At 49.4% G+C, this 21414-nt stretch carries 19 protein-coding genes; all 19 read left to right on the top strand.

Annotated elements, in window-relative coordinates:
* On the top strand, positions 1–607 hold a 607-nt coding region (ispD, locus tag GXO76_06190; GenBank protein ID NOY77444.1), incomplete at its 5' end, for a 2-C-methyl-D-erythritol 4-phosphate cytidylyltransferase.
* A complete protein-coding gene (locus GXO76_06195) occupies positions 604–1089 on the top strand; it encodes a 2-C-methyl-D-erythritol 2,4-cyclodiphosphate synthase (GenBank protein ID NOY77445.1) in 486 nt (161 codons plus the stop codon). The genes ispD and GXO76_06195, both read left to right, overlap by 4 nt.
* A gap of 8 nt (positions 1090–1097) precedes the next feature.
* Complete coding sequence (locus GXO76_06200; protein NOY77446.1) at positions 1098–1712, top strand: DedA family protein; 615 nt, start codon at positions 1098–1100, stop codon at positions 1710–1712.
* The gene (locus GXO76_06205; protein NOY77447.1) at positions 1712–3157 is read left to right on the top strand and encodes a glutamate--tRNA ligase; all 1446 of its coding nucleotides are present in this window, start codon (positions 1712–1714) and stop codon (positions 3155–3157) included. The genes GXO76_06200 and GXO76_06205 overlap by 1 nt, the downstream gene beginning before the upstream one ends.
* Positions 3158–3345: 188 nt before the next feature.
* A complete protein-coding gene (locus GXO76_06210; protein ID NOY77448.1) occupies positions 3346–4362 on the top strand; it encodes a D-alanine--D-alanine ligase in 1017 nt (338 codons plus the stop codon).
* 569 nt (positions 4363–4931) lie between these two features.
* Complete coding sequence (locus tag GXO76_06215) at positions 4932–7868, top strand: hypothetical protein (GenBank protein NOY77449.1); 2937 nt, start codon at positions 4932–4934, stop codon at positions 7866–7868.
* A gap of 253 nt (positions 7869–8121) precedes the next feature.
* Positions 8122–11556 (top strand): methionine synthase, encoded by a 3435-nt coding sequence (gene metH / locus GXO76_06220; protein ID NOY77450.1) that lies wholly within the window; start codon positions 8122–8124, stop codon positions 11554–11556.
* Between the two features lie 20 nt (positions 11557–11576).
* Positions 11577–12452 carry an alpha/beta fold hydrolase gene (locus tag GXO76_06225; protein NOY77451.1) on the top strand — a complete coding sequence of 292 codons (876 nt, stop codon included), beginning with the start codon at positions 11577–11579 and terminating at the stop codon, positions 12450–12452.
* 473 nt (positions 12453–12925) lie between these two features.
* Entirely contained in the window at positions 12926–13168 is a 243-nt protein-coding gene (locus tag GXO76_06230; protein NOY77452.1) for a hypothetical protein, read from the top strand.
* Positions 13169–13197: 29 nt separating this feature from the next.
* Complete coding sequence (locus GXO76_06235; protein NOY77453.1) at positions 13198–13548, top strand: DUF5320 domain-containing protein; 351 nt, start codon at positions 13198–13200, stop codon at positions 13546–13548.
* A 67-nt stretch (positions 13549–13615) separates the two neighbouring features.
* Positions 13616–14254, top strand: a complete 639-nt coding sequence (locus tag GXO76_06240; GenBank protein NOY77454.1) for a dinitrogenase iron-molybdenum cofactor biosynthesis protein — start codon at positions 13616–13618, stop codon at positions 14252–14254.
* 297 nt (positions 14255–14551) lie between these two features.
* Positions 14552–15010: a transcriptional repressor gene (locus GXO76_06245; protein NOY77455.1), complete on the top strand. Its 459-nt coding sequence runs from the start codon at positions 14552–14554 to the stop codon at positions 15008–15010.
* 69 nt (positions 15011–15079) lie between these two features.
* Positions 15080–15916 (top strand): P-loop NTPase, encoded by an 837-nt coding sequence (locus GXO76_06250; GenBank protein NOY77456.1) that lies wholly within the window; start codon positions 15080–15082, stop codon positions 15914–15916.
* Complete coding sequence (locus GXO76_06255) at positions 15913–16782, top strand: P-loop NTPase (protein ID NOY77457.1); 870 nt, start codon at positions 15913–15915, stop codon at positions 16780–16782. The genes GXO76_06250 and GXO76_06255 overlap by 4 nt, the downstream gene beginning before the upstream one ends.
* Positions 16783–16896: 114 nt before the next feature.
* Positions 16897–17226, top strand: a complete 330-nt coding sequence (locus tag GXO76_06260; GenBank protein ID NOY77458.1) for a dinitrogenase iron-molybdenum cofactor biosynthesis protein — start codon at positions 16897–16899, stop codon at positions 17224–17226.
* A 141-nt stretch (positions 17227–17367) separates the two neighbouring features.
* Positions 17368–17589: a hypothetical protein gene (locus tag GXO76_06265; GenBank protein ID NOY77459.1), complete on the top strand. Its 222-nt coding sequence runs from the start codon at positions 17368–17370 to the stop codon at positions 17587–17589.
* Between the two features lie 31 nt (positions 17590–17620).
* Positions 17621–17848 carry a ferrous iron transport protein A gene (locus GXO76_06270; GenBank protein NOY77460.1) on the top strand — a complete coding sequence of 76 codons (228 nt, stop codon included), beginning with the start codon at positions 17621–17623 and terminating at the stop codon, positions 17846–17848.
* A 1-nt stretch (position 17849) separates the two neighbouring features.
* The gene (gene feoB / locus GXO76_06275; GenBank protein ID NOY77461.1) at positions 17850–19772 is read left to right on the top strand and encodes a ferrous iron transport protein B; all 1923 of its coding nucleotides are present in this window, start codon (positions 17850–17852) and stop codon (positions 19770–19772) included.
* 34 nt (positions 19773–19806) lie between these two features.
* Positions 19807–21402 (top strand): transglutaminase, encoded by a 1596-nt coding sequence (locus GXO76_06280; protein ID NOY77462.1) that lies wholly within the window; start codon positions 19807–19809, stop codon positions 21400–21402.
* The last annotated feature ends 12 nt before the right edge of the window (positions 21403–21414 follow it).

The raw sequence follows: 21414 nt of genomic DNA on the forward strand, positions 1-21414 counted from the left end.
GATTCTTTTTTATACCCTGAAACAGATTGAGCAGTGCGGGGAAATCGATGAAATCATTCTTTCGGTACCGGAAGAAGAATTAACATTTGTGGCCGACGAGATTATCGACCGCTTCGGGATCCAAAAAATCCGAAAAATTGTCGCAGGCGGCAAAGAACGCCAGGATTCCGTTCGGGCGGCCTTTGAAGCAATCGATGTGGAACCGGAGCTGGTCCTGGTTCACGATGGGGTCCGCCCTTTTGTGACACAGGAAATCCTGCACCGGGCTATCGAGGAAACCCGCAAACACGGAGCGACCGTCGTTGGAATTCCCATTACGGCAACGGTCAAACGGGTGATCGACGGGAAGGTTGGGGCCACGCTCAACCGAAATGAACTCTGGGAAATTCAAACGCCTCAAACGTTTCGTTACGACTGGTTTGAGCAGGCCAGCGAAAAGGCGCAGGCCGATCATTTCTACGGTACGGACGACGCATCCCTTCTGGAACATGCCGGTTTCCCGGTGTACGCGGTTTTGGGAAGCCCGTACAACATCAAAATCACACATCCGGAAGATCTGGAGATGGCGGAATTAATTCTGAAAAAATTTACGGAGAACCCTTTATGAGCATCCGCGTGGGGCTGGGACAGGACAGTCACCGGTTTGACCGGGAAAATCCGGAGAAAAAACTCGTGCTGGGCGGCATCGTTTTTGAGGGATTCCCCGGCCTGAAGGGCAACAGCGACGCCGATGTGGTCCTGCATGCGATCACCAATGCCGTTTCAGGCGTGACCGGAGTGAATATTCTGGGCGAACGAAGCGATTATTTATGCCGGGAAAAGGGAATCACGGACAGCCGCGTGTACCTGAAAGATGCCCTCCGGTTTTTGAAGAACATGCAAGTGACGCACGTGTCGATTTCCATTGAGGCAAAAATACCTCCAATAAGCCCCCGAATCGATGAGATGAAGGCAGAATTGTCCGGCCTGTTGGGGATTTCACCGAACGATATTGGTATTACCGCCACAAGCGGCGAAGGCCTGACTCCGTTTGGAAAAGGAGAAGGCATACAGGTAATTGCAGTGGTCACCGTTACGTCTGAGGATTAAATACCCCCGTGGAACACTGGCTTGCGATTTTTCATCAGCAATCGGGAGTGGTGAGCTACATCCTGTTGTTTTTTGTCGGATTTCTGGAAAATGTTTTTCCTCCCGTTCCCGGCGACACCGTGATTGTGTTGTCTCTTTTGCTCATCGAAAAGGGGTGGCTCAATTTCTGGATCGTTCTTATTTGTGTGAGCGTGGGGGGAACCCTTGGCTTTTATCTGGTTTTTTATCTGGCCTTTCGCTGGGGAAAGGCCTGGGTGCTCCGCCAGAGATGGCTTCATTTGAATGCCAAACGCCTGGATAAAGTTGATCGGTGGTTTGAGCGCCACGGATCCTGGCTGGTTCTGGGGCACCGGTTTTTTTCGGGATTTCGATCGACCATTGCACTTATTGCAGGACTTTCATCCATTGAAATCTGGAAAATGGCGATTTTGTCCTTTTTGGGGGTAACCCTCTGGAATACGATGCTTCTGGCGGTTGGGTTGGAGATCTTGAAAAATAAAGCCGCCCTGCTGCATATACTTAAAACCTACAATCTGATCGTGGGCAGCCTTGTTTTGCTCGGAATTGGAGTGGGAATTGTCTTTTACAGGATCAAACAAAAAGCAAGGAGTTCACAGAGTTAATGGAAACGCGCGTTCGATTTGCACCGAGTCCGACCGGATATTTGCACGTGGGCAATGCACGCACAGCCATTTTAAACTGGCTGTTTGCCCGGCACACCGGCGGGACATTTATTTTACGGGTTGAAGACACCGATTTTGAGCGTTCAACCCGGGAATTTGAACAGGGGATTTACGAAGATTTGCACTGGTTGGGATTGAACTGGGATGAAGGCCCGGATATCGGGGGGGACTACGGGCCGTATCGGCAGTCCGAACGGCTGGATCTTTACCGCAAATTTGCTCAGCAGTTGCTGGAGGAGGGAAAGGCCTTTCTCTGCTACTGTACGCAGGAAGAGATTGAGGCTCGTAATCAGGCAGCGTTGACCCAAGGGGAACAACACAAGTACGACGGACATTGCCTTCACCTCACGGAGGAACAAAAACGCGCCTACGAAGCCGAAGGCCGGAAGCCGGTCATTCGGTTTCACGTCCCGCAGGAAACCATCCGTTTTCAAGATGTGATCAAGGGCGAGATCTCTTTTGAAGGGGAAAATATCAGCGATTTTATTATTCTTCGCTCCGACGGCGTGGCTACGTACAACTTTGCTGTTGTGGTGGATGATGCGCTGATGAAGATTTCCCACATCATCCGCGGCGACGATCACCTTTCGAATACCCCAAAACAGGTTCTGCTCTTTCGGGCACTGGGATTCGATGTGCCACTGTTTGTTCACATTCCAATGATTCTCGGCAGCGACCGCTCCAAACTCTCCAAGCGCCACGGCATAACCTCAGTGCGCATGTATCGGGAAAAGGGGTATCTTCCGGAGACTCTGGTGAATTTTTTGAGTCTGCTCAGCTGGTCATCGGAAAGCGGGGACGAAATTTTGCCGATTGACCGCCTCATCCGGGAATTTGATTTTTCGCGGATGTCTAAATCGGCGGCCATTTTTGATGTTGAAAAACTCAACTGGATGAATGGCTGGTACATTCGGAATGCCGAACTCGATCGGGTGGTTGAACTGTCTGTTCCGTATCTGGAAAAAGCCGGATTTTCGGTCGGTGATCGCGATTATATCCGCAGGGTGGTGGAGACCGTCCGCAGCAAAGTGGATTATCTGGCGCAAATTCCGGAACATGCCAAAATCTTTTTCCAGGAAAGCGTGGTTATTGAGTCTGACGAAGCCCGGGAAATGGTGGCACAAGAATCGTCCCAAGCGGTTTTCCGAGCATTTTTGGAAGAACTTTCCCGAACGGAGGAACTCTCTGCCGAGACGTTTATGCACATTATGAAAGCGGTTCAGAAAAAAACGGGTGTGAAGGGGAAATTCCTCTGGATGCCCGTCCGCATCGCTTTGACCGGCCAGATGCACGGACCGGAACTCCCAAAGGTTGTGGAAATTTTGGGGAAAGAAAAATGTGAAAGGTTTTTGAAAGAAATGCTTGAAAAATATAAGGCTGAATGAATAGCCGCCAAGATTCAAAAACACAAAGGATTTACAGGGCAGCCTCGCAAGGTTAAATGTTAATTTCTCAAGTAATCGTAAAAAATCACACAATATTGTTCTAACAGACGGCTCTAATTTTTTTTATTCTTTGTGTCCTGGAGTCTTCGTTGTTATAATTTATAAACAATTAAGGGAAATCAAATAGAATGAAAATTGCGGTTTTACTGGGCGGAAATTCCGCCGAACGAGAGGTCTCTTTTGCATCCGGGGAGGCGATTGCCCGGGCTTTGCTTGAAAACAACCACGAAATATTTTTAGTCGATCCGGCGATGGGGGCGGGGCACCTCAATCTGAACGAACCCACTCTGCAGAAGGATGTTTCCGCGCGCCCGCCTTCTCTGGAAGAATTGCCCAAAAACAGTTCGGCCCGAATTATTGAAGCGGTTGAATACGTAGCGGAACAGGGTGTCGACCTTGTTTTTGTCGGGCTTCACGGAGGGGCCGGCGAGGATGGCCGGGTACAAAGTCTGCTCGATCTGGCCGGACTTCCCTACACGGGATCCGGTTATCTGGCCTGTGCGCTGGCCATGAATAAAATCGTGTCGAAGCGATTGTTTGAGCACCAGGGCATTCCCACGGCTTCCTGGGTGTTTACCCGGGCGGACGAGATGAAGGGGGCTGCTATTAAAGAATCACTTCCGGGAGAATTACCGTATCCGGTTGTGGTAAAACCGGGTGATCAGGGTTCAACCGTGGGCCTGACCATTGTGTGGAAAGAGGGGGATTTGGAAAAAGCAATGGAACTGGCGGGAAAGTATTCAAATGATATTTTGATCGAAAAGTACATCCCCGGCCGCGAAATGACGGTGGCAATTCTGGGAGACCGTCCGCTGCCGGTGATTGAGATCAAACCCAAACACGGCATCTACGATTATGAGTGCAAATACCAAAGCGGAATGACCACGTACGAGGTTCCGGCAAACATCAGTGAGACGCTGCGGGATCAATTGCAGGACATGGCCTTGCGGGCACACCGTTCCCTGGGGTGCCGCCAGTACTCCCGGGTCGATTTTCGTGTGGATGAGCAGGATAATCCTTTTTGTCTGGAAGTCAACACCCTGCCCGGAATGACGAAGACCAGCCTGGTGCCAAAAGCAGCCAAAGCGTTTGGGTTGTCTTTTCCCCAATTGATTCAACGAATCGTGGATTTGGCTGTTTTGTGAGGGCGGAGGAGGTGCCCTTTAAAGCTTGCGCCTCGATACGTTCTGCTGGCGCAGAACACTCGGCGACCACGAGGCCGGCCATCGAGTGTCTGCCGGAGGCAGATGTATCGAGATGACGGATTTTACTACGGCGCCTCGATACGTTCTGCTGGCGCATTATTCATTAGCCACAAAGTCACGAAAACACAAGGGTAGAATAAAAAAGATAGAAAGCTTTGAAAAAATCAAGATTTCAGGCACAGGCAATGGCTCGTAACAAAATAAGATCACAAATTGTGAAAAAAATTAATTTGCTATTAACATGGAGTCGCTTTGCAATTAATTGAAAAGTATGTTTTTACGTAACATTTTTTTGTTATTGACCCTCCCCCCTTCCCCCTCCCTTAAATAAGGGAGGGGGATTGAGGGGGTGGGTTAAGAAGACGTTGTGTCCTATTTTCAAAAAGATTACTTTTCCCCAAAAAAACAGTAGAACCCGTTTGTCAGACCACACCGGGGAGTCCGGAATAGCACGGGGATACAAAATGCAATTCCAAATTTGAAAAAATCACCAAATCAAGGAGCTTCCGATGAAACGACGGACGGTATGTTTCTCGCTTCTTTTCCTTTTGATTGCTTCGGCCGGATGGACGGCACCGCGACCCTATTGGCAGCAGGATGTGGCCTATGAAATTCATGTGACCTTAAACACACAAAAAAATACACTGGTTGGAAAAGAAAGGCTTTTCTACACGAACCACTCTCCTCACACCCTTCCCTTTGTTTGGTTTCACACCTACCCCAATGCCTACAAGGATAACACCACAATTTTTGCAAGAGAAATGGCTGCGAAAGGAAACTCGCGTTTTTATTTTTCAAAACCGGAGGACCGGGGTTTTACCACGTGGAAACGCATCACGGTCAACGGAACGCCGGCTAAATGGGCGTACAAGCCGGGAGACATCACCGAAACAAAGGTAACCTTGCCGCAACCGTTGAAGCCGGGAGAGTCCATTACTTTTGAGATTGAATTCTTTGTGAAGATTCCCCTGATCTTTTCGCGATTGGGGCATGAGGGCCGCCATTACGAGATTACCCAGTGGTACCCGAAGGTTGTTGTTTATGATGACAAGGGCTGGCACCCCGACGGGTATCACGCCACGGGAGAATTTTACGGGGAGTTTGGAACCTTCGATGTGTGGATCACACTTCCGAAGGATATGGTGGTTGCCGCCACCGGGAACCTGGTGGAACCGGCTTCCGAAATTGCCTTTCGGGATTCTCTGATTCGAGAAGGACAAAAAATTGAGCAGATGAAAAAGAAGGAAAGAAAGAAATATTTAAAAAGCCGGGCGGAACGGATCAAGGCGCATGAAACGACCAAAACGAAAACCGTTCATTTTCATGCAGAAAAGGTGCACGATTTCGCCTGGTTTGCCGATGCCCGTTTTATTGTGAAAACGGGAACGTATAAAAACACCCATATTTATGTGTACGTATTGCCCAAACACGAGCGTGCCTGGAAAGATGCTGTGGATTATGTGCACGATACACTCCACTACTATGGCAAATGGTACGGTGCGTACCCCTACAAGCAAATGTCTGTGGTTGACGGTGATTTATCCGCTGGCGGAGGAATGGAATATCCCAATATTACCGTCATCTCGTCGATGAATATCCCGTTTATGCGTGTTCTGGAAATGGTGATTATGCACGAGACGGGCCACCAGTGGTTTTATGGAATGCTCGGGTCGAACGAAATGGATGAAGCCTGGATGGACGAAGGGATCAACACGTTTTCCGAAATCCGCTACCTGGAAACCAAATACGGGCGTCAGGGAAACATGACACATTACCCGCACTGGCTGTCGTTTTTGCCCCCGATGGGCGACCGGTGGACGGCCTATTCGTCCTATTTCGCATACGCCTACCACGACATGGATGAACCCATTCTTCAACCGGCGTACAAATTCAAACAGGCCTATGCCTCGATGGTGTACCACAAAACGGCCTGGATGATGTTTGAATTAAAACAGCTTTTGGGTCAGGAAATGTTTAATCGGGTGATGCAGACCTACTTTAAAGAATGGCAGTACAAGCATCCTCACACGGAGGATTTTGTGGAAGTGGTGAACCGTGTTACCGGAAAGGATTACACCTATTTTTTTGATGAATGGCTGAGAACTACGAAAAAATTTGATTACGCCCTTGGGAAAGTGACCCGCAAGAAAACGGACACCGGCTACCGGACAACGGTTCAGATAAAACGCCGGGCAGAGGGTGTGGTACCGGTGGATGTTCAGGTTCGAACAAAATCGGGTGAAACCCGGACCAAACGCGTCGACGGCACACAGAAAGTACGCGAGGTTACGTTTCAGACCCGGCAAAAGATTAACCGCATTGCCATCGACCCGGATCACAACCTTCTGGAAATTAATCATTGGAATGATCAAAAGCCCGTGGGGCTCCAGGTGTCTTTTCTGGCAAATTTTCCCAATTTTTACAAGAAACAACTGTTTTATGGTCCGTTCGTGTGGTACAACTCCGAAAAGGACGGTGTTCAGGCGGGCGCGTGGATTCATTACGGGGTGTCGGTTGTCAATAATCCAACAATCGATTTGAGTGCCTATTACGGATTGCGAAGCAAACGAATCAACCGGTCGGCAAAGCTGACACAAGACCTGCCCTTTTTCAATCGGCGGTCCAGGCTTTCACTTGAAGCGCTAAATGTCATGGGCTATATTCGTAATCGCGTGGAAATACGTTTTACCACGGGACCCTATTTGAAACGGCCGCCCACGCAATCCGTAAGGCTGGGCCTGAATGCGAATCGTGTGTATGACCTCGATTATGTTAATGTTCAGGATTGGAGTCTTGGAAAAGAGGCACAATTTTTTGCATCTTACCGTTTTAAAATGAAAACCATTCGCTTGAAAAGCAGCTATAAGATTCTAATCGAAAAGGGAATCAAAGGAAATTGGGGGCGTTTCGATTACTGGCGCTCCAGTTTGGAAATCAATCAAACATTTCGGGTAACCAAATCCTTTGACACGCATTTTCGGGTGTTTGCCGGTTACGTGTCCGGTAATGTCCCCTTGCAGCGACGGTTTTACCTGGCAGGCGATCTGGATGTGGATCGAAGCAATTTTCTGGTTCTGGATCGAAGGGGCCGGTTTTCTCCCCTGGAAGATTTTTATCTGCCGGGCCAGGGGAATTTAAGGGGCTACTACGGCCAGTACACCGGGGGAATTCATCCGGCCGGAAATGTGATTTCAACGCTTAATGTGGATTTTCCTCTGCCTTTGCTGCCGGTTCGTTTTTTTTACGACCTGGGCAATGTGTGGACGTCAACCGGCGCCGTGGATTTTGGAAATCTGCGGGCAGATGCGGGTTTGCTGCTCGATTTAAAGATCCTTCAGCTAGTTTTCCCCGTCTGGGTGAGCCGGCCGCCCGCCGGAGAAAAGGCGGTTGCATTTCGCTGGATTCTGGGATTGTCCGTGCCGTCGTCGCTTTCCGTCGGGTTTTAGTCTGGTCAAGAGGACGTAAGGCTAATCTTAAGGAGTTTGACAGGATTGACCGGATATTTAAAACATCCCGTCAATCCTGTCGAAAATTTGAGCCGCACGGCAGCGGCCCTTTTGATGGATTGGCCGCATCACAGTCCCTCCGGAAAAGCGAATAAAAAACTTTCCACAACACCGAATCCTCCACATAACATTTGATTTCCTCCCGGAAAATTCATAAATTAGTTCTTAAAAATAGTTTGGGAGCAAATACACAATGAAAATTCGCGAGCTTCTCCATAAAAAAATTCTCATTTTCGACGGGGCCATGGGCACCAATCTCCAGAAAAAAAATCTTACGGCAGAGGATTTTGGCGGTGCCCGGTTTGAGGGATGCAACGAGTATCTGAACATCACGCGTCCCGACGTGGTTCGGGAGATTCACACCTCTTTTTTAGAGGTGGGAAGTGACATCGTGGAAACCAATTCCTTTGGGGGAACGGCACTGGTGCTGAAGGAATACGGGCTGGCCGATCAGGTTTACGAGATCAATCGAAAGGCGGCTGAAATTGCAAAAGCCGCTGCCAGAGAATTCAGTACTCCGTCCAAACCGCGATTTGTGGCCGGAAGCATGGGGCCGGGAACCAAACTGCCCTCTCTGGGGCAAATTGACTTCCGCAGCTTCCATCAGATGTACTACGATCAGGCAAAAGCCCTGATGGACGGCGGTGTGGATCTGTTTCTTATCGAAACATCTCAGGACATTCTTCAGGCCAAGGCGGCCCTTCTGGCCATCCTACAACTGGAAAAGGAGCGCGGGCGGGACATTCCCGTCATCGTTCAGGTTACCATTGAAAAGGATTTGGGCACGATGCTGGTGGGCACGGAAATAGGTGCCGCAGTGACCACCATGGAACCCTTTCCGCTGTTTGCGTTCGGAATGAATTGCGCCACGGGGCCGGAAGACATGCGCGAGCACGTGCGCTACCTCGGCCATTATTCCCCGTTTCCGATTTCCATTCAGCCCAACGCGGGAATGCCGGACAATATTGACGGGCAGACGGTTTATCCGCTCACGCCGGAAGAACTGGCGCGGGCGCATTATGATTTTATCACCCAAAATGGTGTGGAAATTGTCGGAGGATGCTGCGGCTCCGAACCGGATCACCTGAAGGCGGTGGTTGAGGCGGTTTCGCATCTGAAACCGGCCCCCCGAAATCCCCGATTCCGGCCCTCGGTTTCCAGCCTTTACCAGACCGTTTTAATGGATCAAAATCCGCCGCCGCTTATTGTAGGAGAGCGGGCCAATTCCAATGGAAGTAAAAAATTCCGGGAGCTGCTTCTGGCGGAAGACTATGACGCGATGGTTCAGATTGGACGTCAGCAGGAGAAGGATGGCGCCCACATGCTGGATGTGTGCGTGGCTTACGCCGGACGCGACGAAGTTCGGGATATCGACGAAGTGATTCGGCGATTTAATCAACAAATTACCATTCCCTTAATGATCGATTCCACCGAAATCAATGTCATTGAGCGTGCTCTTCAATTAATTGGCGGCCGGGTCATTATTAATTCCGTGAATCTGGAGGATGGGGAGGGTTCGCGGTTCGGTGCCATTTTAAATCTGGCGAAAACCTACGGTGCGGCTGTCGTGGCCCTTACGATTGACGAATCGGGCATGGCTCTGACCACCGATAAAAAAGTGGCCATTGCCCACCGTATTTTCGATCTGGCCACAAAAAAATTCGGATTGCGTCCCGAAGATTTGATTTTCGACACCCTTACATTTACGCTGGCCAATCCGGAATATGCGGATGCGGCCGTGCAAACCATGAATGCCATCCGAAAAATTAAACAGGACATCCCGGGCGTTCGAACCATTCTGGGGGTGAGTAACAGCTCGTTCGGATTAAAACCCTACGCCCGAAGGATTATTAATTCGGTCTTTTTGTATTACGCCATTGAGGCGGGACTGGACATGGCGATTGTCAATTATGCCCAGATTTTGCCTCTCAACCGAATGGATCCGGAGGAGAAAGAGCTGGCCCGGAAAATCATATTCAACGAAAAGACCGGAGATTTTGATCCGCTGTCGGAATTTTTGTCCCTTGTGAAAGAAAAGACCGGCGGCACCCAGCGAAAAGTGGCGGCAAATCTGCCGCTGGAAGAAATCCTGAAGAACAAGATTATTGATGGCGATCGGGAGAACCTGGAACACTATTTGAAAGAGGCCCTCAAAAAATACAGACCGGTGGAAATTATTAACCGGATTTTACTGGAGGGAATGAAGGTGGTCGGGGACCTTTTTGGAAGCGGCCAAATGCAGCTTCCCTTTGTTTTGCAATCGGCGGAAGTGATGAAAAAAGCGGTGGCATTTCTGGAACCCTACATGGATCGCACGGAAGACAGTGAAAAGGGCAAAATTGTGCTGGCAACGGTTAAGGGGGATGTACACGACATCGGGAAAAATCTGGTGGATATTATTTTAAGCAACAATGGTTACAAGGTGTACAACCTCGGCATCAAGGTTTCTATTGACGATATTTTGAAGGTAGCCCAGGCCAATCAGGTGGACGCCATCGGAATGAGCGGACTGCTGGTGAAATCCACCGTGGTAATGAAAGAAAATCTGGAAGAAATGAGGCACCGGGGAATCAAGGATGTGCCCGTGATTGTGGGCGGTGCGGCACTTACCCGCCGGTACGTGGAAGAAACATTGGCCAAAACCTACGGAGGGTCCGTTTACTACGCACAGGATGCGTTTGACGGACTGGCCGTCATGAATCAGCTTAAAAATGCGGACACGTCCCGCCACATTAAGGCTGCCGGGAGCGGAACACCCCTCCCCGAACGGCACAAATCCTCTTTGCAAGGGAAAGGGCCGCAACGCTCAGCGATTGCCAAAAAGGTGCCCATTCCACAGCCCCCGTTCTGGGGCCGCCGGGTTGTAACGGAGATTCCTTTAAATGAGATTTTTACCTTCATTAATAAAGCGGCTCTTTTTCGCGGACAATGGCATTTCAAACGAAATAAGCGGTTAAAGGGAGAGGAATACGACCGGTTTATTCAGGAGACTGTTGAGCCGATTTTTGAGCGGCTGAAGAAAGAGGTTGTGGAAAATCACTGGCTCCTGCCGCGGGTGGTCTACGGATATTTCAAATGCCAATCGGAGGGAAATGACGTCATCCTCTACGATGAAAGTGGAACGACGGAAATCGAGCGTTTTACATTCCCCCGTGAAAGAAAGACTCCCTACCGGTGTTTGGCTGATTATTTTGCCTCTGTTGAATCCGGCCGAATGGACGTGATAGCCATTCAGGTGGTGACCATGGGTGAGGAAATCAGCAAAATCACGCACAGACTTTACGATGAAAATGAGTACGCGGAATATCTGTATCTTCATGGATTTGGTGTGGAGTCGACGGAAGCTCTGGCCGAGTACTGGCATAAGCGGGTGCGGGAGGAGCTCGGTATTGCCGGTGCCGATGCCGCCACCCCGCAGGAAATTGTGAAAATGCGTTATCAGGGGGCGCGCTATTCCTTCGGGTATCCTGCCTGCCCGAATCTGGAGGATCAGGTGAAGATATTCCGGTTGCTGCATCCGGAAGAGATTGGCGTAGCCTTAACCGAGCAGTTTATGCTGGAGCCGGAACAGTCGACCTCGGCAATTATTGTTCACCACCCGGAAGCCCGGTATTTTAATGTAAAATAATTCGAAAAGGAAATTGGCACATGACCTGGATTTGGATTTTAGCTGGATTGTTCGGACTGTTACTGGTTTTGATCGTTGTTATGGTAGCCGTTGTGTACCGGAACCCCAAAAAAGCGCATCAACACACCCCCGAGAAATTTAATATTCCGTTTCGGGAGGTGCGCTTTCCCACTAAAAATAACCGGACTCTTTACGGCTGGTGGATTCCGGCGAAGGACAATCATCCGGCGCCGACGCTTATTTTGGTCCACGGCTGGGGGCGAAACGTAGAGCGGATGCTGCCGTACATCCGTCAATTGCATCCGTCCGGGTACAATCTTCTGGCATTCGATTCCCGTAATCACGGAAGCAGCGACCCCGACGGCTATTCCTCCATGCTCAAATTTGCGGAAGACATTCTCTCGGCCGCTGATTTTGTCCGGAAACAAAAGGAGGCCGATCCCGAAAGGATTGGTTTGATCGGACTTTCCATTGGCGGGGCGGCTTCTATTTACGCCGCTGCTCAGGATCCTCGAATCAAGAGCGTGGTTACGGTGGGAGCTTTTGCTCATCCGGGCGATGTGATGCGCTACGAGTTTCGGCAGTATCATGTGCCATATTTCCCGCTGGTTTGGCTGTTGTTCAAATATGTTGAGCTTCGAATCGGCGCCAAATTGGATGCCATTGCTCCGGTAAGAAACATTCAACAGGCGCAGGCCTCCATTTTTCTTATTCATGGCGAAAATGATGTTATCGTGCCGCCGGCGCAGGCACATCAGTTGAAAGCAGCCGGAAAACCGGAAAAGGTGCAGCTCTGGCTTATTCCCCAAAAGGGACACTCCGATTGCCATTTTCACCCGGAATTTTGGGATAAAGTTGAAGGCTTTTTAGGCCAAACACTGAAAAAGGGAGAGTAATCCGGATTCCGTTTTGTACGGAATTTTAACCGGCCGGTCGTCTTACTGCAGGCGTCTCCGGCGAATACGCGAGGGCCGGTTCCTTTGGCCCCCAGGTGGGGCCGTATCAAGGCGTGTCTGGAAAAACGGGGCCTCGCCACATCCGCACTTTTTTAACTGCCAAAATGCTGTCACTCGATTTCTCTTCCAAAGCGGTTCATTCCTTAATTTAATTTCACCCAAGTGTTTCACCTGAAAGATATGGGTTAATAAATGAAACCATCTAACCTTCTGTAAATATAACGAGATAGAAAATATGGTAGAAAAGGGTTTCATTTATGATCCCAATTCCAAAAAGCGATTCCATTCACGCCGCAGGGACAAATTGTAACTTATTGAATAATAAGTAATTAAATATTGTGATTTTGCCGGTATGTTGGCACTGTAATTGCAATACGTGAATGAGGTAAACACAAAAATGGGAGGTGATTGTTATGCCAAGAGGAAGAGGCTTTGGATTTGGCGGCATGGGTTATGGCTTTGGCCGGGGGCGCGGTTGGGGAAACCCAACGCCTTATTGCAGGGCATACCCCTGGCTGCCGAGAGGCTGGTGGGCGTATCCTCAGTACAATCAATGGTCGTCCAATCAATGGTCGTCCGGCGCGCCGATTCCACCCTATGGGTGGCAGGCAGGCGGCTGGGGCGCACCCATTTCCTGGCAGAATAGAACTCCGTAAATCAATTCATACTCAAGGAGGTGCTTGCAATGGGAGGTTATCGCTGGATGTACCAGATGACCGGTTTGCCCGGTTGGATGCGTCTGGGATTTAGCCCGGGTTGGTGGGGTGTGACGCCCACGGGCATGCCCCCGGGAGCCACTTATTTAATGACGGGTTCCTGGCCGACACCCCAGGCAAATGCGTACTGGCAGGCCATTCAATCGGGAACGGTTCCGTTTGGGATGAGTGGATTTGGAGTCAATCCACCGGGTGCCTTTGTGCCAACGGTTACAAAGGAGCAGCAGGTGCAGTTCCTGAAGAATCAGGCGGAACTCATTAAAAATCAACTGGAAGCCATCAATCAGCAAATTGAGGCTCTTGAAAAAGAGTCGAAGTAAAAAAGTTCCCGGCCATGGCAGGAATCCATGGCCGGGGCCGGGATTTGAGTGAGGGAGGTGTACGTTTATGAAGATTGCAGTTACGGCATCGGGTCCGAATTTGGAGTCAGCGACAGATCCTCGTTTTGGTCGGGCTGCCTATTTTATTATTGTTGATACCGAAACAGGGCAGTTTAAGGCCATTCAGAATCCGAATGTAATGGCTACCGGGGGAGCGGGCATTCAATCGGCCCAATTGGTTGTAATGGAGGGGGTGCAGGCTGTGGTTTCCGGAAGTTTTGGGCCCAATGCCATGCGAACACTGGCTGCATCGGGGGTTCAAATGTATGAAGGAATCTCTGGAACCGTTCAGGAAGCCGTGGAAAGATTCAAATCCAATCAGCTCAATCCTGTAGCGGCAGCTCCTGCGGGTGCGGTTCCTCCGATGGGTGCTGGTTATGGCGGAGGCGCCGGATTTGGACCGGGTATGGGAGGTGGTTTTGGCAGAGGTATGGGGGGCGGCCGGGGCCGCGGTGGCCGCGGGTACGGAATGGGCTGGACAGCCGGAGTGCCAACGGGAGCTCCGGGTTTCACTCAGCCGGCGGTTCCGCAGGTTTCCCCGGTAAGTGCTCCGAACGAACTGGAGATACTAAAAGAGCAGGCGAAGCAGTTGGCGGAACAGCTCCGGCAAATCAATAACCGTATTAAAGAACTGGAAAAGGATTAAGAGGGGGCGGTACGCATTCTTGCGGGATTATTATTTTTTGTCATGGGTTATCGCCAATAGAAATAAGGCGTTACAAAATGATGTCTGACATGGTTTTATTTTCTCTTGGTTTTATTTTGAATGTGCTCTAACTTTGTGAGTGTGATTGATTTATTCCGCTGATAAATTGGATTTAAGATTCTCCTTTTAAAAAAAGGAGAATTTTTTTACGTTATTTCTAATTTAAATTGGTACTCAAATTAATAATCACATGGTATTGGTGTTGCGAACAATTAAATTTATATGGAGACAGAGCGAATGAAAAAAGATCTGAAAAGAAAGATGAATATGCAGGGTTACAAGTTAACTCAGCAGCGCAAAATGGTTTTGGATGCATTCAAGAATCGAACCGATCATTACACAGCGTGGGAAATTTACGAAATTCTTCGTAAAAAGCGCACCAACATTAGTCTGGCAACGGTTTACCGAAGCCTGGACATTCTGACGGAAATGGGATTCCTGAACCGTGTGGACATTCAGGACAGTCCCAGCCGGTATGAATTTGTGGGGGAAGATGGCAGCGCAAAGGGGCATCATCATCATTTAATCTGCATCGGCTGTGGCAAGGTTATTGATTTTGAACCCGATTTAATGCCGGTTATTCAAAAACTTCAGGTTGACCTGCAAAAGAAATTCAGTTTTGTCATCACGAATCACCATATTCGCTTTGAAGGCTACTGTGAAGAGTGTGCAAAGAAACTAAAATTGAATAGTTGAAAGTGCGGGCGGTTTCATGCAGCCGTTTCGATTCTTTGGGATCTGGTACGGGACTTTTGGGAGAATAAAATGGTTATTTCGGTTGCAAGTGGAAAGGGTGGAACGGGAAAGACAACCATTGCGGTGAACCTGGCTCTGGCACTTCCCGATACGCAATATCTGGATTGTGATGTGGAAGAACCCAATGGCCACATTTTTTTAAAGCCGGACATAAAAAAGCGTGTTTCAGTGACCTTGCCGTATCCCCGGGTGGATGAGAAAACGTGTGATTTATGCGGAGAGTGTGCCGAAGTTTGCGAGTATGGGGCCATTGCCGTGGTGAAAAATCAGGTGTTAATTTTTGACGATCTGTGTCACAGTTGCGGCTCTTGCGTCATGCTTTGCCCCCAAAAAGCCATTTACGAGGTGCGGCAGGAGATCGGAAGGATTGAAATTGGCGAAGGAAAAGGGGTTTCTTTCGCGCACGGTATTCTCAAGCTGGGATCCACGCGCGCCCATCCTCTTGTAGAAGAAGTGAAAAAATACAGCGATGCCTCCAAAACCGTCATTATTGATGCTCCGCCGGGAACCTCGTGCCCGGTTGTGGAAGCCGTCAAAGGCACCGACTACTGTCTTCTGGTAACGGAGCCCACGCCGTTTGGCCTGAATGATTTAAGACTTGCGGTGGAAATGACGCGGGCAATCGGCGTTCCGAGCGGCATTGTTATTAACCGGTCGGATGGAAACGATCGGCTTATTGAGGATTACGCTGCCAAAGAGGGCCTGCCCATTCTTTTGCGCGTACCCATGGAGCGGCAGATAGCCGAGGCCTACTCAAAAGGAATTTCTCTGGTGGAATGGGACGAGAATTATCGGGATATTTTTAAAACCTTGTTTGCAACGATTGAGGAAGGGGGGGCGGCATGAAGGAATTGGTGATTGTGAGCGGAAAGGGAGGGACCGGAAAAACAACCCTGACTGCCAGTTTTGCGGCGCTGAGTGGAGACAAAATTATGGCCGACTGTGATGTGGATGCTGCAGATTTGCATCTTTTGCTTAAACCGGCCATTTTGAAAGAGGAGAAATTTGTGAGCAGTCAGGTGGCCGTCATTGATCGGGAGAGCTGCCTGGCGTGCGACATCTGTCGAACAGTTTGCCGCTTTGAGGCCATCAGCGAAGATTACGTGGTAAACCCCATGGATTGCGAAGGGTGCCGCTTGTGCGAACGCATGTGCCCCATTGAAGTGATCCACATGGAGAAGCAGGAAAATGGAAAGTGGTACATTGCGGAAACAGAATTCGGGCCGATGGTGTTTGCTCAATTGGGCGTGGCCGAAGAGAATTCGGGTCAGCTTGTGAGCCTGGTTCGCAGGGAAGCGCAAAAACTTGCAAAAGAAAAAAATCTCAATTATATTATCATTGACGGTCCGCCGGGGGTGGGATGTCCGGTGAATTCGGCGATTACAGGTACCCAGCTGGCGGTCATTGTGACGGAGCCTACAATGTCCGGGATTCACGATTTGAAGCGAATTCTGGAATTGACCCGGCAATTTCGGGTCCCTGCACTTGTGGTAGTAAATAAATTTGATTTGAATCTTGAAAATACGGAACAAATAGAGGCATATTGCCGTGAGCGCCGGGTAGAGTTGATTGGAAAAATTCCCTTCGACACCAGCGTTATTAAGGCGCTTCAGGCGGGGGAAATTTTGGTACATTTTTCGGGAGATGGAAAAATTTCACGGATTGTCACGGATATCTGGGAAAAGGTTTTTAGTCACCTGAACAGACTCTGAAAAGCGTTTTCCCTCTAATTTTACGAATTTTGATTCATTGATTTTAGTGAAGTTAAATGGGTGCGCTTTGTGAATTCGCGGTTTCTGATGTGAACATATCGAAGGAATGTTAAAATGAAAATAGCCGTTTCCGGGACTGGAGATTCATTGGATGCAGCGGTAGATGAACGTTTTGGGCGTTGTCCGTATTTTGTTTTTGTAGAAAGCGAAACCATGGCATACGAGGCTGTACCCAATCCCGGTGCGGAGGCCATGGGAGGTGCGGCCACTAAAGCAGCACAAGTGATTGCCGATAAACAAGCAGATGTTGTTCTTACAGGAGCCGTGGGACCCAATGCGGAACGCAGCCTTGCCGCGCTTGGGGTAAGGGTTGTAACGGATATTTCCGGTACAACCATCAGAGAAGCCGTTCGCAATTTCATAACCAAACAGGAAACCGGTTAGAAACACCACCCTCAGGATGGTGTTTTTTTGTTGGCGCTCAAAGAGGTGCAGAAAAGGCGTCACTCAATAAAAAGCCCGCTTTTCGGTGGGTTTTAAGGCCGGATTGGGGATACATCCTGAATAAAAAAGGAGGATAAAATTATGCCAAGAGGAGACGGAACGGGACCTGCAGGAGGATTTGGTTCGGGCAGAGGACGCGGAATGGGCCGGGGAATCGGCCGCAATGCGGGGAACCGCCCCGGAGCCGGTCCAGCCGGAACCTGTGTTTGTCCGAACTGCGGTTTTTCGGTACCCCATCAGGCGGGATCACCCTGCTATTCAATAGAATGTCCAAAATGCGGAACACAAATGATTCGCGGGTAAATTCTTACAATGCGTGTTGATGAAGGAAAAAATGACAGTATCACTAGATGCAGTTGAGCCGGGTAGCGTGGGCAGAGTGCGGGACATTGTTGGCGGGATGGGAATCCGCCTGCGTTTGGAACAAATGGGAATTCACCCCGGAGACGTTATTCGAATCAAACGAAAAGGGGTTCTCCGGGGTCCTATTTTAATTGAATCGAACGGAACAGAGGTGGCGCTGGGCCGCGGAATTGCTTCCCGAATCCTGGTAGAGGTTTAGAATGAAAATTGCGCTCGTGGGGCAACCCAATTGCGGCAAGAGCACCATTTTTAATCATATCGCCAGCTACAAGGCCGTTACGTCCAATTTCCCGGGGACTACGGTTTCGTTTACGGAGAGCAAGGTTTCACTGCATGGACAAATCTTTAATTGCGTCGACCTGCCGGGGACGTACTCTCTGGTTTCGTCCGACTGGGCCGAAATTGATACCCGGAATTATTTGATTTCGGAAGAAATTGATGTTATCGTTAATGTAGTGGATACCTCGGTTCTGGGACGAAGCCTTGAACTGACGCTTCAGCTTCTGGAACTGAACAAACCGATGGTATTGTGCCTGAATATGGCCGATGAGGCACGGAGAAAAGGCATTTTCGTCAATACTGAAAAGCTTTCAAGCGTGCTGGGAATTCCTGTTGTTGAAACCATTGCGGTCAAGGGAGAGGGACTGAATGAGCTTTTTCGAAAAGTGCAGCAGGTGGCAAAAGAGAAAACAACGGGGATAATACCTACCTACAGTCCCTGCATCGAAGATGCCGTTCAAACACTGGCCGAACATATCGAAATCAATAATCTTGAAGGGCCCTTTGTTTCCAAACGGTTTTTGGCGCTTCGGATTTTGGAAGAAGACCCCTATTTCCTGAAAAAATTTCAATCGCAAAAGGGCCTCATGGCCCTCAAGAAAAAAGTGGCTGCGGAGGTTAAAAAGAAGCGTGGACAGGAACCTCCTCTGGCCATTTCCTCAGAACGCCACGCCATGTCCCTGAATATTTTTGAAGAGGTTGCGGAAATCCGCAAGGCAAAACCGGACATTCGCGGCCGGATCGACGATGTTCTCATGCACCCGCTTTGGGGCTATGTGTTCTTAATCCTCATTATGTACGGCTTTTTCCAGGTTGTGTTTAAATTTGGGGGGTATCTGGAGGGGCCTCTGTTGGATATTTTTAACGATCTCATCAAAGAACTGGAAACCAGTTACGGATCGCAAACCTTTCTGGCCAAAATAGTGGAAGGCATTATTCAGGGGTTTTCCGGTGGGATTGCGATTGTTCTTCCGTATCTGATTCCCTTTCTGTTTGGCCTTTCTCTTCTGGAAGATCTGGGATATTTGCCCCGGGTCGCTTATCTGATGGATACCTTCATGCACCGAATCGGGCTCCATGGGAAATCGGTCATTCCCTTTATTTTGGGGTATGGATGCAGTGTTCCTGCCGTTATGGCCACGCGGATTCTGGAATCCAGGCGGGAGCGGATTATTGCGGCCATGCTGGCGGTATTGGTTCCCTGCTCGGCGCGTTCCACGGTTATTTTTGGTCTGGTCGCATTTTATGTGGGGCCAAATGCGGCACTGGGCATTTATGTTTTGAATCTTTTTGTGATTGCTTTTGCGGGCAAGGTGATGACCAAAATTATGCCTGAAGAAGCTCCCGGTCTCATGCTGGAGGTTCCGGCCTATCGTCTGCCGTCCTTCAAAGTGCTCTGGCTGAAAACGTGGTTCCGGCTGCGGGAATTTGTGTATGTGGCCTGGCCTATTTTAATCGTTGGCAGTATGGTTCTGAGTGTGATCGAATATGCCCATTGGGATTTGATCATTAATAATCTTCTTTATCCCTTCACCTACATGTTGTCTCTTCCCAAGCAGGTCGGCGTAACGCTGATTTTTGGAATCTTGAGAAAAGAGCTCTCACTGATTATGCTGATGCAGGCTATGGGAACCAGCCAGTTATCGCAGGTTATGACCCATTTGCAGATGATGACGTTTACCATTTTTGTGGTCTTTTACATTCCCTGTGCAGCAACCATCGGTGTGCTGTGGAAGGAAATCGGCCGCAAGTGGACGCTGTTTACAATCGGTGCCACAACAGGCCTGGCTTTCTTTCTTGCCCTGGTGTTTAAATACATCTGGATAGCCATCGCATCCCTGTAGTTAAAGAAACCCCTAAATTTCTGGGAGGTGGATCATGAAACGTGTTGCATTTTTTCTGACGATTATTTTCGTGTGGGGAAGTCTGGCGTTTGCAAAACCCGGAGATGTGGCTCAGGTTTTTTCCTCACCGTCACACGATATGACCGGGCTGACATTTGACGGAAACTATCTGTGGGCAGCCGATCGAAAGACGGATCTTCTGTACAAGATTGATCCTTCTTCGGGAAAGGTGCTGAAAACGATCGAATCGCCGGGCTATTGGCCCCTTGGTCTTGCCTGGGACGGACAGTATTTGTGGAATATCGATCGGGAGGCCAAAAAGATATTTAAAATTGATCCCAAAAACGGCCGCATCCTGCACGCATTTGATTTTCCCACATCTCATCCGCAGGGCCTTACCTTCGACGGAAAACAGCTCTGGATTTCTGATCAGAGCAGCCACTCTCTAAACCAAATCAGTTTGGACGACGGCACAACCATTCGCTCCATTCCCGCGCCCACGGCCCGCCCCAACGGACTCACGTTTGACGGAACGTACCTCTGGGTTACGGATCGCCTGAAAAATGAAATCTACATGGTTTATCCCGAAACCGGGGATGTGATCATGGTTTTGCCTTCTCCCGGACCCTACCCGAATGGCCTGGCCTGGGACGGCCATTCCCTCTGGAATGTGGATTACGAAACGAACAAAATCTACCGCTTAAAAATCGACAATACACCCTACAGCCTGCAGTCGGAACGGGATGCGACCATTACACTGACCCATCTGGTCAGAAATTTCGGACCGGGAACCATCCGCAGTCTCAGTGTCTTTTTCGCCATTCCGGAAAACCTTCCCCAGCAAAAAATTGAAGGAAAAATAGTTTTTGGTCCAAAGCAGCCCAGGATGGTCACTGATCAATGGAAAGAGAAATTTGCGGAATTCGACTACACGAATATATCTCCTCAGCACGTACAAAAAAGTGTGATGAAGGTAAAAGCGAAGATTTTTGACATTCGCTACTACATTTTCCCGGAAAAGGTGGGGTCTCTGCAGGATATTCCCGAAAATATTCGGAAAGCCTATCTGGCCGATGGGGAAAAATATCAGATTCACAACCCCTATTTTCAAAAAATTGTAAAACAGGTCGTGGGAAATGAAACCAATGCCTACTGGGTGGCCCGTAAGCTGTTTCGGTATGTGATTGATCACATGCACTACGAATTGTCCGGGGGATGGAATGTGGCGCCGACGGTTCTGAAACGCGGATCGGGTTCCTGTTCGGAGTACACATTTGTGTACGTGGCGCTCTGCCGGGCGGCCGGATTACCGGCGCGCTATCAGGGGTCGGTAGTGGTACGGGGAGACAATACCTCATTCGATGATGTGTTTCATCGTTGGGCGGAAGTATACCTGCCCAATTACGGATGGATTCCCGTGGATCCCAGCGGCGGCGATCAGCAGTGGGGGCGGGATCAGGCCAATTTCTTTGGCCATTTGAGCAACCGTTTTTTGATCACGACGATTAACGGCGGCGGTTCGCGTGATATGGGTTGGACCTACAATGCCAATGAGCGCTGGACGGCCGATCCGAAAACAAAGGTTAAAATTGAAACGGTCGCGGATTGGGTATCCACTGTGAAAAAATGAAAAAAATAGAAA

Source organism: Calditrichota bacterium, assembly GCA_013151735.1.
Classification (GTDB): domain Bacteria; phylum Zhuqueibacterota; class JdFR-76; order JdFR-76; family BMS3Abin05; genus BMS3Abin05.

What these genes read in the sequence shown, in the direction of transcription:
- GXO76_06280 (NOY77462.1), top strand. Translation starts at nt 19,807, where the DNA reads ATGAAACGTGTTGCATTTTTTCTGACGATTATTTTCGTGTGGGGAAGT.
- GXO76_06215 (NOY77449.1), top strand. Translation starts at nt 4,932, where the DNA reads ATGAAACGACGGACGGTATGTTTCTCGCTTCTTTTCCTTTTGATTGCT.
- GXO76_06240 (NOY77454.1), top strand. Translation starts at nt 13,616, where the DNA reads ATGAAGATTGCAGTTACGGCATCGGGTCCGAATTTGGAGTCAGCGACA.
- GXO76_06265 (NOY77459.1), top strand. Translation starts at nt 17,368, where the DNA reads ATGCCAAGAGGAGACGGAACGGGACCTGCAGGAGGATTTGGTTCGGGC.
- GXO76_06205 (NOY77447.1), top strand. Translation starts at nt 1,712, where the DNA reads ATGGAAACGCGCGTTCGATTTGCACCGAGTCCGACCGGATATTTGCAC.
- GXO76_06195 (NOY77445.1), top strand. Translation starts at nt 604, where the DNA reads ATGAGCATCCGCGTGGGGCTGGGACAGGACAGTCACCGGTTTGACCGG.
- GXO76_06255 (NOY77457.1), top strand. Translation starts at nt 15,913, where the DNA reads ATGAAGGAATTGGTGATTGTGAGCGGAAAGGGAGGGACCGGAAAAACA.
- GXO76_06225 (NOY77451.1), top strand. Translation starts at nt 11,577, where the DNA reads ATGACCTGGATTTGGATTTTAGCTGGATTGTTCGGACTGTTACTGGTT.
- GXO76_06250 (NOY77456.1), top strand. Translation starts at nt 15,080, where the DNA reads ATGGTTATTTCGGTTGCAAGTGGAAAGGGTGGAACGGGAAAGACAACC.
- GXO76_06210 (NOY77448.1), top strand. Translation starts at nt 3,346, where the DNA reads ATGAAAATTGCGGTTTTACTGGGCGGAAATTCCGCCGAACGAGAGGTC.
- metH (NOY77450.1), top strand. Translation starts at nt 8,122, where the DNA reads ATGAAAATTCGCGAGCTTCTCCATAAAAAAATTCTCATTTTCGACGGG.
- feoB (NOY77461.1), top strand. Translation starts at nt 17,850, where the DNA reads ATGAAAATTGCGCTCGTGGGGCAACCCAATTGCGGCAAGAGCACCATT.
- GXO76_06260 (NOY77458.1), top strand. Translation starts at nt 16,897, where the DNA reads ATGAAAATAGCCGTTTCCGGGACTGGAGATTCATTGGATGCAGCGGTA.
- GXO76_06270 (NOY77460.1), top strand. Translation starts at nt 17,621, where the DNA reads ATGACAGTATCACTAGATGCAGTTGAGCCGGGTAGCGTGGGCAGAGTG.
- GXO76_06245 (NOY77455.1), top strand. Translation starts at nt 14,552, where the DNA reads ATGAAAAAAGATCTGAAAAGAAAGATGAATATGCAGGGTTACAAGTTA.
- GXO76_06235 (NOY77453.1), top strand. Translation starts at nt 13,198, where the DNA reads ATGGGAGGTTATCGCTGGATGTACCAGATGACCGGTTTGCCCGGTTGG.
- GXO76_06230 (NOY77452.1), top strand. Translation starts at nt 12,926, where the DNA reads ATGCCAAGAGGAAGAGGCTTTGGATTTGGCGGCATGGGTTATGGCTTT.